This window comes from Paenibacillus harenae DSM 16969, assembly GCF_000422465.1.
GTDB lineage: Bacteria > Bacillota > Bacilli > Paenibacillales > Paenibacillaceae > Pristimantibacillus > Pristimantibacillus harenae.
Genome location: NZ_KE383842.1, coordinates 1,831,126 through 1,846,247, shown reverse-complemented (window position 1 = coordinate 1,846,247; position 15,122 = coordinate 1,831,126). Strand labels below are relative to the sequence as shown.

Sequence of the window (15,122 nt, the reverse complement as noted above, 5' to 3'; positions counted from 1 at the left end):
TGTTTATGTTAATTACGTGTATGTGAAAAGTAAAGATTTTTCATTATAATGTTGCTTATCGAGGGTGTAAGCGGTTAATCGTTTTTTAATGAATAATGAAATTATGGATAAGAAAGAGGTGCACATGACATGAGAAATGAAACGATTCAAACCGACATAACGGTCATCGGAGGCGGACTTGCGGGTGTTAACGCCGCGGTGGCCGCCGCCCGGCTTGGCCGGACGGTTGCCCTTGTGCAGAACCGTCCCGTGCTTGGCGGAAATTCCAGCAGCGAGGTCCGGGTATGGGTCTGCGGCGCTACCGCGCATGGAACGCATCGTTACGCCCGCGAGACGGGGATTATGGGCGAAATGTTCGTCGAGAACCAATTCCGCAATCCGGACGGCAATCCGTACTTTTGGGACAATGTGGTGCTGGAGACGGTATTGGCCGAGAAAAATATTCAGCTGTTTCTGAATACGGATGTCCACGAGGCGGAAGCGGAGGGGAGCGAGGTGGATCGGCGCATTCTGTCCGTTACCGGCTGGATGATGGGCTCGGAGCGCAGGATCCGATTCGAAAGCGAAATGTTTCTGGACTGCACGGGCGACGGTCTGGTCGGGTTTATGGCCGGGGCGAAGTACCGTCTGGGCCGGGAGGCGCGGCATGAATATAACGAAGAGTGGGCGCCTGATGAAGCTGACGACATTACGCTGGGCAGCACGATTTTGTTCTACAGCAAAGACGTCGGCCATCCGGTCAAATACGTGGCGCCGAGCTTCGCCAAGGATATAGCGAAGACGTCTATTCCGATGAAACGCGTGATCCGCAGCGGCGATTCGGGCTGCCACTACTGGTGGATCGAATGGGGCGGGGAGCTGGATACCGTTCACGAGAACGAGCGGATCCGGGATGAGCTTTGGTCAGTCATTTACGGCATATGGGATTATATTAAAAACTCCGGCAAATTCGATGCGGAGAATATGACGTTGGAATGGGTCGGCTCGCTTCCGGGCAAACGGGAATACCGCAGGTTTGTCGGGGACTACGTACTGAACCAGAATGATATTATCGCGCAGCGGGAATTTGAGGACAGGGCGGCGTTCGGCGGCTGGTCGATCGACCTGCATCCGCCGCAGGGCATGTATTCGACCGAGAGCGGGTCGAAGCATCTCCATATGGACGGGTGTTATCATATTCCGTTTCGTTCACTCTACTCCGTCAACGTGTCAAACCTGCTTTTTGCCGGCCGCAATATTAGCGCGACGCATGTCGCTTTCGGTACGACGCGCGTCATGGCGACCTGCGCCGTAATCGGCGAAGCTGCGGGAACCGGGGCCGCCCTGGCGGTACAGCACCGGACGACGCCGCGCGGCGTGTATCGGGAGCATCTGGGCGAATTGCTGCAGACGCTGCTGCGCCAGGATGCTTCCGTTATTGGCATTCGCAGCAGCGACGACGGGGACCTGGCCCGTCAAGCGGCGGTCAACGCTTCGAGCACGCTGCGAAGGCTGGCGGTAGAGACGCCGGCCGAGACGTATCCGCTTGCGAGCGATGCGGCGCTGCTCCTGCCGGTATCCGGCGAGCTTCAGCAGATTGAATTGCTCGTCGACGCGAAGGAGGAAACGACGCTTCAGATCGAGGCGTGGAGTACGGGCCGCGCGGAAAACTATGTTCCGCAGCAGCTTGAAGCGAGTTCGTCGGCGGTCGTGGGTGCCGGTGAGCGGCAGTGGATCGGCGTGCCGGTCGGCTGGAAGCCGGAGCATGCCCAAAATGCTTTCATCATCATTCGGGCAAACGAGCATGTGCAGCTTCATTTGTCGCAGGAACCGCTCACGGGCGTGCTTGCGTTCGAACGGGGAGAAGAGGCGCGGGCGGTAAAAGAGATGGAGGATCACCGTCACGAACAATTAGTTGTGCAGTGGGGAATGCGGAAGCTGGTGCGCCGGCCATTCTGCTTCCGGGCAAAGCCTGAGACGGAGGCTTATTCGGCAGCCGGCGTGACCGACGGGTATTTGCGGCCGTATGGCGGCCCGCATCTGTGGGCCTCGGAGCCGCTTTCTGCCGGTCAAGAGGCGTGGGTCGAATTGACGTGGGACGGACCGGTCTCCTTCAAAGAGGTTCAGCTCGTATTTAACGACGACGTGAACGAGGATCTCATTAACCTTCATCACCACCGGACGCCTTTCGAAATCATACCGGAGCTCGTACGCGACTATCGGATTGAAGCCTTGGTCGACGGTGCCTGGACTGTGCTTCATCGGCAGCAGGCCAATCATAAGCGCAAACAAATTCACCGCTTCGACGAGGCGGTCAACGCGGCTAAGCTTCGCTGCGTAGTGGAAGCGACCAACGGCTGTCCGCGCGCCGAAATTATCGAGATTCGGGTATACTAGCCTGCGGCGGCTGTCCGTGTGCGGAGATGATCGAATATTAAGAACACCAGTTACCCGAGGCTGATAGCTAATGGGAAGGTGAGAAGTTAGGAAGAGTAGCGGCGAGTGCAGCGCCTATAAAGAGGTCAACCCGTTCTATCGGGTTGGCTTTTCTTTTATGAGCATAGAGGGATGGATATGGTACCCGACTACAAGTGATGGCAAAATGAACAAATTAATACATATTGAATATATATAAATTTAATTTCCTTTTCCGATAAATTTCATCAAAAATAATGAGCGGCGGAAGGGTGGATTAGGAAAGTCGGTATATTGAATATTATGTTACTCCCAATAAATGATCTTATTCGACAAACGGGATGGGGATTGCTTAATCACCGCCAAACCTATATTATATATTACAAATATCAATATGAAGTTTGGTGATTGCTTATGAATTCAACAGTTCGCACCCCGCTCTATCAGAAAATACAGGACTACATCCGGGACCTGATCGATTCTGAAGGACTGAAAGCGGGAGACCGCATTCCAACGGAAAAGGATCTTATGAAACGGTTTAATGTGAGTAAAATCACAGTTGTTAACGCCATGGCCGGCTTGGCGAATGACGGGATGATTACCCGGGTGCCCGGCAAAGGAAGTTTTGTAAGCGGCAAGGAAGCGAGAGGGGCCGGAGAAGCTGCGCGATCGATCGCGGCAGCTGACGAGGAACGCAGGGAGCACGGACTGCAGACGCGGTTAATCGGGCTAGTGATGCCTTCCATCTACGATTATTTTGCGATCCGGTTGATCGACGGCGTACAGAAGGCGCTTCATGAGAAAGGCTACAGGAGCATGATTCTTCTGTCCGGCGGCGATCTGGAGAAGGAAAAGGAAGCGATTAAGACGTTAATGGACGTCGGAGCAGAGGGGCTGCTCGTATTTCCGGTGGATGAAGAAAATTACAACGAGGAAATACTCGGCATGAAGTTCTCCGGATACCCGTTCGTGCTCATCGACCGATATTTGCCTGGCGTCGAGACCGATTATATCGCTGCAGACGGGCGCCTTGGAACAAAGCTTGCGGTTGATTATTTGTGGGAGCTCGGCCACCGGGAGATTGCGATCTGCTCCGATTCCCCTCTTCAGACGGTGACGGTGCAGGAACGTATTGACGGCTACATGAACGCGTTAAAGGAAAAGGGAGCATTGATCAATCCCGCCCACATGATTACGGGTTTTTATGTGGGAAGCTTAAAGGATTCGGAGAAGCATCCGTTGTACCGTTATATCCGGAACCGCATGGCGACGGCCTACATCACGCTTAACGGGCGGCTTGGGGTTCAAATTTACCAAATGGCGCGCCAAGCCGGTTTGAACGTGCCGGATGATTTGTCCATCATCAGCTTCGACGATCCGACCTCGATCGTGGAGGAGTTCGGCATCTTCACTCACATTAAGCAATTTGAGCATGACATGGGCTATCAGGCGGCTGGCAGGCTTCTCGGTATCATTGAAGGCAATCAGGAACAGGCGCAAAAATACAGCAAAATAGTCATCAAGCCGGAGCTGGTCGTCGGACAGACGACAGGCGCATATCCCGCGAAGACGTAAACAGAGACGTAATCAGAGTTGTTTAAAAAAGATCTTTTCCTTCAGCGGAAAAGATCTTTTTTTAATTATATATTGAATATATTCAACTTATATATTATATTGAAATTAGGCCTCTCACTAGGCAGCGAGAGAGGATCTATGACCGGTATAACCTGTTCATTCGGATGAGCATGGTAACTTTTATATGCACTGGCAGCCGGCATTACATATTTGCATGAGTTCGAACGATATATCAGGCTGGGAAGGAGACTAGGCGATGCCCTATGAAACGGTAAGAGAGGATCAGCTGAAATCGATGTTAGAACGTTTGAAAGGGCATATCTATGAGCCGGTCGCGGAGCTGCAGGTAACGGCATGGATTACGCCGGAGCCCGTTCCGTACGAGGACAGAATGTCAGGGCGGAAACTGGAACTTACTGCAGGCGACCGTTGGGGCAACTTATGGGATTGCGGGTGGTTTCGCTTCACCGGCAAAGTGCCGGAGAAGGCAAAGGGCAGCAAAATCGTTCTGCTGATCGATATTAACGGCGAGCTGTGCCTCGTGGATGAAGAAGGCTCGCCGGCGCAAGGATTGACAAATATTAATTCGGAGTTCGATTATTCGCTCGGCTTGCCGGGCAAAAGAGTCGTTCACATCAGCGAATCGTCAACCGGCGGGGAGACCGTTGACCTTTGGGGCGACGGCGGCTGCAACGACCTGTTCGGCCGCTTCCGGAGCGGGACCTTGAAGGAATCGGTTATCGCGGTATGCCGCGAACAAGTCCGGCAGCTGTATTACGATACGGAGGTGCTTCTGGAAACGGCGGCGCGGCTGCCGGAAGGAACGGCCCGGAAGGCGCGGATTTTTCAAGCGCTGTATGATGTTTCGCTGCTGTTAACGGAACTGACGGATGAGAAGGTGGCGGCAGCGCGGTCGCTTCTAAGCGAACAGCTGGCAAAACGGGGCGGAGATCCCGTGCTGACGATCAGCGCCATCGGACATGCGCATATCGATCTGGCTTGGCTGTGGCCGATCCGTGAGACGATCCGCAAAGGCGCGAGAACGTTCTCGACAGCGCTGCGGATGATGGAGCAATATCCCGATTATGTGTTCGGCGCGAGCCAGCCTCAGCTTTATGACTGGATGAAGCGGCATTATCCGAAGCTGTACGCGCGCGTTAAGGAACGAATCGCGGAGGGGCGCTGGGAGCCGCAGGGCGCAATGTGGGTAGAGTCGGACACGAACGTACCCGGCGGTGAAGCGCTGATCCGGCAAATTTTGTACGGGAAGCGGTATTTTAACCAGGAATTCGGGATGGAGATGAAGACGCTGTGGATGCCGGACGTGTTCGGCTATACGGCTAGCCTTCCGCAAATCTTGAAGAAGTCAGGCGTGGATTACATGATGACGCAGAAGCTTTCCTGGAGCGTGTACAATAAGCATCCTCATCATACCTTCCAGTGGGAGGGGCTTGACGGCTCGCGGGTATTGACGCACATGCCTCCCGAGGATACGTATAACAGTCCGGCGGCGCCCCGGTCGATTGTGAAGGCGGAACGCGAGTATTTGGACAAAAATATTTCGGATGAGTGCCTCATGCTGTTCGGTATCGGCGACGGAGGCGGCGGACCCGGCGAGGAGCATTTGGAACGGCTGGCGCGGGAGAAAAACCTGCTTGGCTTAAGCCCCGTCGTGCAAGAGCCTTCGGCGCGGTTTTTCGAGAGATTGGGCGCGAAGATGTCGCGGTATCCGTCTTGGCGCGGGGAGCTTTACTTGGAGAAGCACCAAGGGACGTTAACGAGCCAGGCTAGGAATAAACGGTTTAACCGGAAGCTGGAGAAGGCGCTGCGGGAGCTGGAGTTCGCTTCCGTGCTTGCGGAATTGGAGGGGGGCGTTCGTTATCCGGCTGAGGAGCTGGAGGAAATATGGAAGGAAGTGCTCCTCTACCAGTTCCATGACATTTTGCCCGGATCCTCTATTAAACGGGTGTACGACGAATCATTGGAACGGTACGCCTTGCTGCTCGACCGCGTGGAACGGCTCATTGCCTCGGCTTATGACGCGGTTGCCGGGAAGCTTCGTGCCGGAGAGAGCGGCTCGGATGCGATCGCGGTATTCAATTCCTTAAGCTGGGAGCGGGAAGAGTGGCTGAAGCGGGACGGCCGCTGGCTGCGCGTTCGTGTACCGGCGATGGGATATGCGCTGGCCGCGGCGCCGATCCATGCTGAAGCCGAAGCTGCCGCATCCGCCGAAGTCACCGAAGCGGACGACGCATTGCGGGCGCCGGCAGCCGGCAGCCTGGCGGAGAATGATCTGCTTGCGGTGGCGCTGGCGGAAGACGGTACGATCTTGTCCATCCGGGACAAGGAGTACGGCCGGGAGATCGTGCCGGAAGGACAGAAGGCGAACGAGCTGATCGTCTATCATGATGAAGGCGACGCTTGGGATTTCCGCCAGGACTACCGGCAAACCGGCGGTATGCCGCTGCGGCTTGCCGAATCGGAAACGTTCATCGACGGGCCGACGTCCGGCTTCCTGCTCCGCTATTCTTTTGGCCAATCCAGCCTGAAGCAGAGGATCGTGCTGACGCAAGGAAGCCGCCGGATCGATTTCGTAACCGAAGTCGACTGGAAGGAATCCGGCAAGATGCTGCGCGCCTCGTTCCCGGTTCATATCAGGTCGGACAGCGCCAGCTGCGAAATTCAGTTCGGGTACATCGAGCGGCCGACGCACCGCAATACGATGCGGGACTACGCGAAGGACGAAATTTGCGCCCATCATTGGGTGGATTTATCCGAACCGGATTACGGGGTAGCGCTGCTGAACGATTGTAAATACGGTCATCGCGTCTGGGAAAACGTGCTCGATCTCAATCTGCTGCGCAGCCCGTCACACCCTGATCCGGAGGCGGACCGCGCGGAGCACTTGTTCACTTATTCGCTTTATCCGCATCAAGGCAACCATGTACAGGCGGAGGTTTATAAGCGCGGGTACGAGCTGAATGTTCCGCTCCGAGCGGCCGGTGTCGCTGCTGATATGAGCCAAGCGGCGGGGATGCCGGAAGCAAGATCTTATCTACGTCCGGAGCATCCGGGCGTTATGGTGGAGACGGTGAAGAAGGCGGAGGACGGAGAAGACCTTATTATCCGGTTATACGAAACGTCCGGGTCGCGAATTTCAACTTCGCTCCTTACGAATATCGCCGCTTCGGGGGGTTGGCTGGCCGATTTGATGGAGAACCCGCTTGAACGGGTTCAGCTGGAGGACGGCTGCCTGAAGCTTTCCTTCACTCCATTCGAGATCAAGACCGTCCGATTGACGAAAGGCTGAAGCGGGAATAAACCCGCCTCGGACGGGGGCGGTTCCGAAGCAAGATTTTGCTTCAAATATAAGAATTTATAAGTTTAGCACTGATAAATTGGCTTATATTTCTCCGCGAAACGGTTGTGTCCTCTTACTAGGACAACGTTAGGTGTTTCTGCTTGGCAAAACTTGATAGCCAATGCTTCCGAAGCAAGATTTTGCTTCGCAAAACTTTGAGGAGGTGGCGCTTGTGAACCAATCCGCGCTCTGGAAGCGGATCCTGCGGCACAAATTGTTTTACCTGTTCATGCTGCCCGGCATCGTATGGTTTTTTCTCTTTTCTTATGTTCCGCTTTACGGTGTTCAGGTTGCATTCCGGGACTTTATGTTCTCGGGCGGTTTTACGGGCAGTCCGTGGGCAGGGCTGAAATACTTCCGCCAATTTTTCGACTATTACCAATCCTATGAAATTATCCGCAATACGATCGTCATAAGCCTGATGAAGCTTCTCATCGGGTTTTCGCTGCCAATCATCCTGGCTGTTCTTCTCAATGAGGTCAGAAACGTCAAATTTAAGAAAACGGTGCAAACGCTTTCGTATTTGCCTCACTTCGTATCCTGGATCGTGGTCGTCACGTTGATGCAAAGACTGTTAACGCCATATGGCGGGCCGGTCAACGATTTGCTGGCAGCTATGGGTATGCAGGAGCCTATACAATTTTTGAACAATACGTCCTGGTTCTATCAAATCATCATCGGCTCAGAGATCTGGAAGAGCATCGGCTGGAACTCCATTATTTATATGGCAGCGATCGCAGGCATTGACCAGCAGCAATACGAGGCGGCTAAAATCGACGGAGCGAACCGTTTCCGGCAAATCTGGCATGTTACGCTTCCCGGCATTCGCAATATTGCGGTCATCTTGTTCATCCTATCGGCAGGCAGCTTGATGAGTGCAGGCTACGAGCAGCTTCTGCTGTTAAACGGACCGGCGACTGCCGCCATCGGCAGCGTACTCGACGTGCATGTCATTACCTCCGGGATCAGCGGCGGAAGGCTCAGCTATGCAGCCGCGGTCGGCTTATTCCAAAGCGTCATCGCGTTTATTCTGATCTTGACGGTCAACCGGATTGCCCGCAAGGTCAGCGACGTATCTCTGTTCTAAGGAGTGATCTGATTTGGCGCAATCTCGATTTTCCGTATTTTCGGTCATTAACTACATGATTCTTACGGTGTTAGCCTTCTCGATGATTTATCCGTTTATCTACATTCTTGCCTACTCGCTGAACGACGGCAAAGACTCGATGTTGGGCGCCATCTACTTCCTCCCGCGCAAAATTACGCTGGACAATTATGCGGAAGTATTCGAGAACGCCCGCATCTGGAAAGCCTATCAAATTACGCTGCTGCGCACGCTGCTCGGAACGTTTCTTCATGTGCTGCTCTGCACGCTAATGGCTTACGCGTTATCCAAAAAAACGCTGCCCGGCCGTACGTTTTTCACCTTTTATATCTTTTTGCCGACGATCTTCAGCGCAGGGTTTATTCCGTTCTTCATCACGCTGCAGAAACTTCATCTCATTAACACCTTTTGGGTATATGTCATTCCGTTTCTGTTCAACTTCATGCATATCGTCATCATCCGCACGTTTCTGCAAGGCATTCCGGAGGAGCTGGAGGAGTCGGCGCGCATTGACGGGTACGGCGATTTCCAAATTTTTATGCGGATCATCCTGCCGTTGTCCGGCCCCGTGCTCGCTACCATTTCATTATTCATCGGGGTAACGCATTGGAACGATTGGTTTTCCGGCGCCTATTACGTGTCCGACAAAGATCTGATTCCCGTACAGACGCTTCTCCAGGAACTGCTGACCGAGGCGGAAGCGCTTTCGTCCTCCATGCAGAGGGCGGCGCAGCAGGGCGGCCAGACGGTTGACATCAACGTGGCCGGAGCTACGCCGGAATCGCTTCGGATGGCGCTGCTTGTCATAACCGTTTTCCCGATATTGTGCGTGTATCCGTTCTTGCAGCGCTACTTTGTCAAAGGTGTCATGATCGGCTCTGTGAAAGGGTAAACGTCCGCGATCCGGACTTTATCATATCTAAATAATAGTACTTGGGAGGGTTCTTATGAGGAACAAACGGTTTAAAAACGCTTCGCTGCTGCTGGTCGTCATCTTCATGCTAGGAACGCTTTTTGCTTGCAGCAACAGCAGCAACAGCAACAACAACCAAGGCGCAGACAACGGCGGAAGCAATACGCCGTCTGCAAACAACGGCGTATCTGAAGGGGGTTCAGGTTTCGAGCAAGTGACGCTTAAGGTGCTTCACAACTGGAACGGTTCAACTGGATCCGATGTCGACATGACTGCGGTCGAACAGGTCATCAAAGAGAAAACCGGCGTTACCATTGAATGGGAGTATACGAAGGGCAGCGAGGTCGAGAAGGTAAACGCAATCTTCGCGACGCAGGATTTGCCTGATATTTATACCGGTCCGGCATGGGGAGGCGAGTTGGACGGCATTATTAAAGCGGCCAAAGAGGATCAGCTCGTCGATTTGTCCGATAAGCTTGATAAATATCCGAATCTGGCGAAAGGCATCGCGGAAGAAAATGTTCCTCCGGCGCTTTACGAGAAAGCATTTAACGCGTACGGCGGCAAGCAATTTCTGCTCTACCAGAACCATCCTGCAGCGCCCGAGGATGCGATGGATTGGCTGTACGGCTTCTATGTCCGGAAGGATATTGCGGAGAAGGTCGGGGTGGATCCGCAATCGATCGTCACGAAGGAGGATCTGTATGGCTTCCTGAAGAAAATCAAGGACGCGGGTCTGGAAGAAAACGGCTTGCCGGTTATCCCGCTTGGCGGCTTCCATAACGGCTGGGCTGTCGGTATCGGAAGCTCGATGTTCTATGGCGCAGGATATATCGATAAGGGTGACGGAACGCTGGAAAACAGCTTTTTCACAAAAGCATACGAAGATTACACGCTTTACTACCGCAAAATGATCGAGGAAGGACTTCTTGATCCGGAAGCATTCACGCAGACGGATCCGATCGCGAATGAGAAAATCAAGCAGGGCCGCATCGCGGTGCTCGCTGCGCACTATCCGGCTATTCTCGACGCTTCCAAGGACTTTGTGAAAGCGCATCCGGGTTCCGATTACGTGCCGATTGGCCCGCTTGAGCGTGCGGGCGCGGAGCCGAACCGTCCGGTCGATCTGGCGATTCAAGGCAATAACGTGACGGTTATTCCGAAAAAATCGAAAAACGTGGACGCCGCGCTCCGCCTGCTCGACTACTTGGCTTCGGACGAAGGCTTTATGCTGGTCCGTTACGGCGTACAGGGCGTACATTGGGACATGGAGAACGGAAAACCGGTCGCGAAGCAGGAATGGTTCGATAAATTTACGGAAGACACGACCGGCAAGGCGAAGAAGAATGAGGGGATCAGCATCGGCCTCGAATCGATGTCCGGCCAGGACCGTATTAAATCAGCTGCAGGCGGCAACATTTGGGACGATCAGGCTCGGATCGCCGCCATGGATAATGCGCGGAAGATTCTTCGTCCGAACGGAATCAGCGTGATCTCCGCTTATAATCCGGGCGATGTCATCGTGAAGTCGGAGCAATGGGAAATGCTGAAGCCGTCGATGGATAAAATCGGCGATGTGTGGAAAGAAGCTATCTACGCCAAGTCCGATGAGGCTGCGCTTAAAATTATTAACGACCTGAGGGGGCAGATGGAGAAAACGGGATATAAAGAAGCGATGGCGTTCGTCAATGAAAATCTGAAGGGCAAAGAAGTAGCGACGCTGCAAATGCCGAACTAGAGGAGGCTCCAGCGATTGAACCGGATAGCGAAAGCAGGACCTGAATGGACGGGGTTTCAGGAGTCGCGGCCTTACGGACCCAAGTATGATCTGCGAACCGATTTCGTCATGGTATATGGGATATCTGCCGATCTGCCGCAGCGCATCGAAGGCTGGAAGCGGGCCGGGTACACGATCCATCTGATGACGGGCGTCTCGTGGGGCCAATATCAGGATTATCTGTACGGCCGCTTCGACGGGCGCGATCATTGGGATGAAGCGCAGACGGACCGCAGCGGCAAGCCTATCCTGCACGGCAAGGATGTGCCCTATATGGTGCCGACGATTTCATTCGCGGAGTATCTCGCTTCGCATATTAAAGTCGCGATCGACTATGGCGCAGAGGCGATCCACCTGGAGGAACCGGAGTTCTGGGCGGCTTCCGGGTATTCGGAGGCGTTCAAGCGGGAGTGGCTGAATTATTACGGCGAGGAGCGGATCCCTCCCCACTCCTCGCCTGACGCTCAGTATCGCGCGTCCAAGCTGAAGGCCGCAGTGTATTACCGGGCGCTGGACCGGATCTGCAGCCAAATGAAGGAGTATTCGCTCGTTACGTACGGAAGAACGGTTCGCTTCTATGTGCCGACCCACAGTCTGATCAATTACACGCAGTGGAGAATTATTAGCCCAGAGGCGCTCCTGGTCTCGATGCCGGCCTGCGACGGCTACATCGCGCAGATCTGGACGGGAACGGCGCGGACCCCTAATGTCTACAAGGGGCAGCGCCGCGAGCGGACATTCGAAACGGCTTATTTGGAATACGGAATCATGCAGGAGCTCACGCGGGGCACAGGCAAAGAGATGTGGTTCCTGCACGACCCGATCGAAGATAATCCCCGTTACAGCTGGAGCGATTACAAGAAGAATTACCGGGCTACGGTCATTGCTTCGCTTCTGCATCCGGGGGTGTCCCAATACGAGGTTTGTCCATGGCCGAGACGCGTGTTCGAGGGCAGTTATCCGAAGGAAGACGGCAGCGGCAAGGAAACGATTCCGGGAGATTACGCCACGGTGCTTCTGACGGTAATGAACGTACTTCGGGATATGCATCATCATGTCGAGGAGGATGCCGCTATTTCGTTTACGTCGGGGGTTGGCCTGTGCCTGTCCAACTCGGCGATGTATCAGCGCGGCGACGTGGTCACGGAGGAAGAAGAGGACGGGGCCGCGTTCAAATATGACGGAACAACAACGACGGACGCGCTTACCGCAGAGCAGCGGGAACAGCTGGATTGGTCGGCGTTTTACGGACTTGCGCTTCCGCTCGTCAAGAACGGCATTCCGCTGAGGCCGGTGCAGCTGGATAACATCCTTACGTTCCCCGGGTATCTGGAGGATTATCGTGTGCTGCTTCTGAGCTATGAGTTCATGAAGCCGGAGCACCCCGGCATACATCAGGCAATCGGTCAATGGGTACGGGACGGCGGCGTCCTCATCTATGTCGGCGACGGCACCGATCCGTTCCATTATGTCCGCGAATGGTGGAACAGGGGAACTGGCCGTCGCGCATATGAACGTCCCGAGGAGCATCTGTTCGAATCGATGGGGCTTAGCCGGAACGTGGAGGAAGGCGAGCATCCGGCAGGAAGCGGAGCCGTCATTGTCCACCGGGTAAATCCGGCGGCGCTATCCCGCTCGGACGCCGGTGCGGAGCGCGTGCGGGACAGCGTCCGGAGGGCGCTGGAGCTGCGCAGCGAAGCGGGCGATTACCGGGAAAGCGGCTTGCTGCAAATAAAGCGCGGGCCTTATCTCATCACGCATGTGCTGGATGAGACGGAATCGCCGGATCCGGTAACGCTGCAGGGACCTTTCCTGGATCTGTTCGAGGCCGATCTTCCTGTCATGCAGACCGTGGAGTTGAGGCCGGGAGATGACAGCCTGCTCTACGAGCTGAACGGCGGTGAACCGTACGGAAGCGAACCGCATATTCTGGTCAGCTCGTCCCGTATCCGCGATGAGCGGATCGAAGCGGCTTCCTTCACCTTCGTGTCGGAGTCGCCGAGCGATATGACCGTCAGCACGCGAATACGAGCTGCAAGCGCGCCGCGTTCGGTCACGGCAGGCGGCATGGCTGCGGATTTCCGTCATGATCCCGAGTCGGGCACGACGCTCATCCGTTACCCCGGCGTGCCCGAGGGCGTGAACGTAACGGTGTTCTGGTAAAAATGAAGAGCTGCCTTAATCGTCTAGACGATTAAGGCAGCTCTATTAATTTTCCCGGCTTGCCTCGCGGAACGCTGCCGGAGATATGCCTTTCGCCTTGGTGAACGTCCTTGTAAAATAGTGAACCGATGAGAAGCCGGCGCGTTCGGCAATCTCCTTGATCGGAGTATCCGTCTGGGCAAGCAGCTGCTCCGCGGCGCGGACCCGTTCGCGGCGCACCAGCGAGGAGAAGGACTCATGGATGCTGCTGCCGAACAACCGGGACAAATGTCGCTCGGACAGGTTCAAATAACGGGCTACCTCAAGCAAGGATAAGCTTCCTCCCAGATTATCGCGAATATAGAGCTTGGCGCGGTTAATAAGCAGGGCGTTGTTCGAAGCGAGCTGCGGCGGCTCCTGTCTTCGGGTGTTTCCGGGCAGCGACGGAAAGGAAGCAAGCAGCGCGTGAGCCAGCTGCGGCAGCAGGAAGACGGGCAGCGACCGGCCCGGCTCCGCCGGGATCAACAGCGATTTCCACAGCTGAACGGCCGGCGCGGCCGAAACTCCCTCCTGCCAAACGGCGTTATGTTTTAGAGCGTAATCGTATTGCTCGAATTCATCGGCAGAAGACTGCTTCTCATCCGGCTCAAAGGCGACGAACAGCAGATCAAGCTCGTGAACGTCTCTGATTTGATGATAAATATTCGGCCGCGAGCAGAAGAAAACGCCTTCATGCAAAGGAAACTCAAAGTCTCCTTCGACATATTTTCCCGTCCCCGCATTCACATAACAAATTTCATAGAAGGAATGCTTGTGCACGTCATTAGATTTCAGATGCTGAACGGCCCCCCAGTAATGAATATGGAAGGTTAGCTTCGATCCTTTGATCAAGCCTGCGAAACGGTTTAGCCTCTCTTCGCTTTTCATCCAATGGTACATATCGGCGGCGGGCTCCTTTGGCGTAATTGTACAAAAAAATGTCTTCACCGGACAAATACGGATTCCTATGCTCTGTCTATAATTAAACTATAATTACAGCTGGAAAGCGATAGGGAGGATTACGATGATTAACAATAGCGATGTGCAATTTTACAAAGAAAACGGCTATCTGCTCGTAAGAGGGGTTTTTAATCAAGAAGAGGTTCTTGCGATGAGAGAATCGGTTGAGAGAGTCATCCAGCGCGCGGCATGCTCCAAAGCGGATCATAACCACGCCTGGCAGGGGGATTATTTGCCTCCCGAGCAGCTGAAGAAGCTGGTGCTGAAAGGCTTTCACGATGTGCATTACCATGATGCGGCGTTCACCCGCGCGGTGATTCATCCGAACATGGTAGCGGTCCTGAAGGAGATTATCGGCCCTAACGTTCAGCTGCATCATTCCAAAATGCTCGTTAAGCCGCCTTCCAACGGCGCGGCGTTCCCGATGCACCAGGATTATCCGTATTTCCCGCATCGCGACCATTCGATGCTGGCCGCGAGCGTTCACCTCGACGACGCGGACATGGAGAACGGCTGCTTATGCGTCGTGCCAGGTTCCCATAAACAGGGGCCTCTGCCGCATGTAGGCGCCCATTATCTCAACCATAAGGAGCACCCGATCTCGTCGGGTACGCCTTGCCCGGCAAAGGCGGGGGATGTGTTGTTCTTCAATTACTTGACGATTCACGGCTCCGATGTCAACCGCAGCGAACGGACGCGGCGCAACGTCCTGTTCCAATATCGCGACGCTTCCGATCTTCCGACGGAAATCACTCATATCGACTGGGGCATGGGGCTGATGGTCAGCGGCGAGAATCCGGATTTTAAAAATGTAAAGCCTAATTATAAAATCATTACCGAAGAATAGATTAAAAGG

9 protein-coding genes are annotated in these 15,122 nt (G+C 54.5%); 8 read left to right on the top strand and 1 reads right to left on the bottom strand.

The genetic code is table 11. The features are described 5' to 3' along the window. Window positions 1-129: 129 nt before the first annotated feature. From H581_RS0118820 to H581_RS0118790, 7 genes are all read left to right on the top strand, one after another. Window positions 130-2,376 (top strand): FAD-dependent oxidoreductase, encoded by a 2,247-nt coding sequence (locus H581_RS0118820; protein WP_028611377.1) that lies wholly within the window; start codon window positions 130-132, stop codon window positions 2,374-2,376. Between the two features lie 432 nt (window positions 2,377-2,808). Then, window positions 2,809-3,969 carry a GntR family transcriptional regulator gene (locus H581_RS0118815; RefSeq protein WP_028611376.1) on the top strand — a complete coding sequence of 387 codons (1,161 nt, stop codon included), beginning with the start codon at window positions 2,809-2,811 and terminating at the stop codon, window positions 3,967-3,969. A gap of 256 nt (window positions 3,970-4,225) precedes the next feature. Next, window positions 4,226-7,279 carry an alpha-mannosidase gene (locus tag H581_RS0118810; RefSeq protein ID WP_028611375.1) on the top strand — a complete coding sequence of 1,018 codons (3,054 nt, stop codon included), beginning with the start codon at window positions 4,226-4,228 and terminating at the stop codon, window positions 7,277-7,279. Between the two features lie 223 nt (window positions 7,280-7,502). Further along, window positions 7,503-8,417, top strand: coding sequence for an ABC transporter permease (locus H581_RS0118805; RefSeq protein ID WP_028611374.1), 915 nt, complete (start codon window positions 7,503-7,505; stop codon window positions 8,415-8,417). A 13-nt stretch (window positions 8,418-8,430) separates the two neighbouring features. Further along, window positions 8,431-9,327 (top strand): carbohydrate ABC transporter permease, encoded by an 897-nt coding sequence (locus tag H581_RS0118800; RefSeq protein ID WP_028611373.1) that lies wholly within the window; start codon window positions 8,431-8,433, stop codon window positions 9,325-9,327. Window positions 9,328-9,382: 55 nt separating this feature from the next. Continuing rightward, the gene (locus H581_RS0118795; RefSeq protein ID WP_028611372.1) at window positions 9,383-11,086 is read left to right on the top strand and encodes an extracellular solute-binding protein; all 1,704 of its coding nucleotides are present in this window, start codon (window positions 9,383-9,385) and stop codon (window positions 11,084-11,086) included. A 15-nt stretch (window positions 11,087-11,101) separates the two neighbouring features. Beyond that, window positions 11,102-13,288: a hypothetical protein gene (locus H581_RS0118790; protein ID WP_028611371.1), complete on the top strand. Its 2,187-nt coding sequence runs from the start codon at window positions 11,102-11,104 to the stop codon at window positions 13,286-13,288. Between the two features lie 45 nt (window positions 13,289-13,333). On the opposite strand, the gene H581_RS0118785 is transcribed toward H581_RS0118790, so the two are convergent. Then, complete coding sequence (locus H581_RS0118785; protein ID WP_028611370.1) at window positions 13,334-14,206, bottom strand: AraC family transcriptional regulator; 873 nt, start codon at window positions 14,204-14,206, stop codon at window positions 13,334-13,336. Window positions 14,207-14,330: 124 nt separating this feature from the next. Here H581_RS0118785 and H581_RS0118780 point away from each other — a divergent pair, with 124 nt between their 5' ends. Further along, window positions 14,331-15,113, top strand: a complete 783-nt coding sequence (locus H581_RS0118780; protein ID WP_036718817.1) for a phytanoyl-CoA dioxygenase family protein — start codon at window positions 14,331-14,333, stop codon at window positions 15,111-15,113. The last annotated feature ends 9 nt before the right edge of the window (window positions 15,114-15,122 follow it).

Bases quoted from the DNA above. Each gene is read 5' to 3' on its own strand.
- H581_RS0118820 (WP_028611377.1), top strand. From the start codon at position 130: ATGAGAAATGAAACGATTCAAACCGACATAACGGTCATCGGAGGCGGA.
- H581_RS0118815 (WP_028611376.1), top strand. From the start codon at position 2,809: ATGAATTCAACAGTTCGCACCCCGCTCTATCAGAAAATACAGGACTAC.
- H581_RS0118810 (WP_028611375.1), top strand. From the start codon at position 4,226: ATGCCCTATGAAACGGTAAGAGAGGATCAGCTGAAATCGATGTTAGAA.
- H581_RS0118795 (WP_028611372.1), top strand. From the start codon at position 9,383: ATGAGGAACAAACGGTTTAAAAACGCTTCGCTGCTGCTGGTCGTCATC.
- H581_RS0118785 (WP_028611370.1), bottom strand. From the start codon at position 14,206: ATGTACCATTGGATGAAAAGCGAAGAGAGGCTAAACCGTTTCGCAGGC.
- H581_RS0118780 (WP_036718817.1), top strand. From the start codon at position 14,331: ATGATTAACAATAGCGATGTGCAATTTTACAAAGAAAACGGCTATCTG.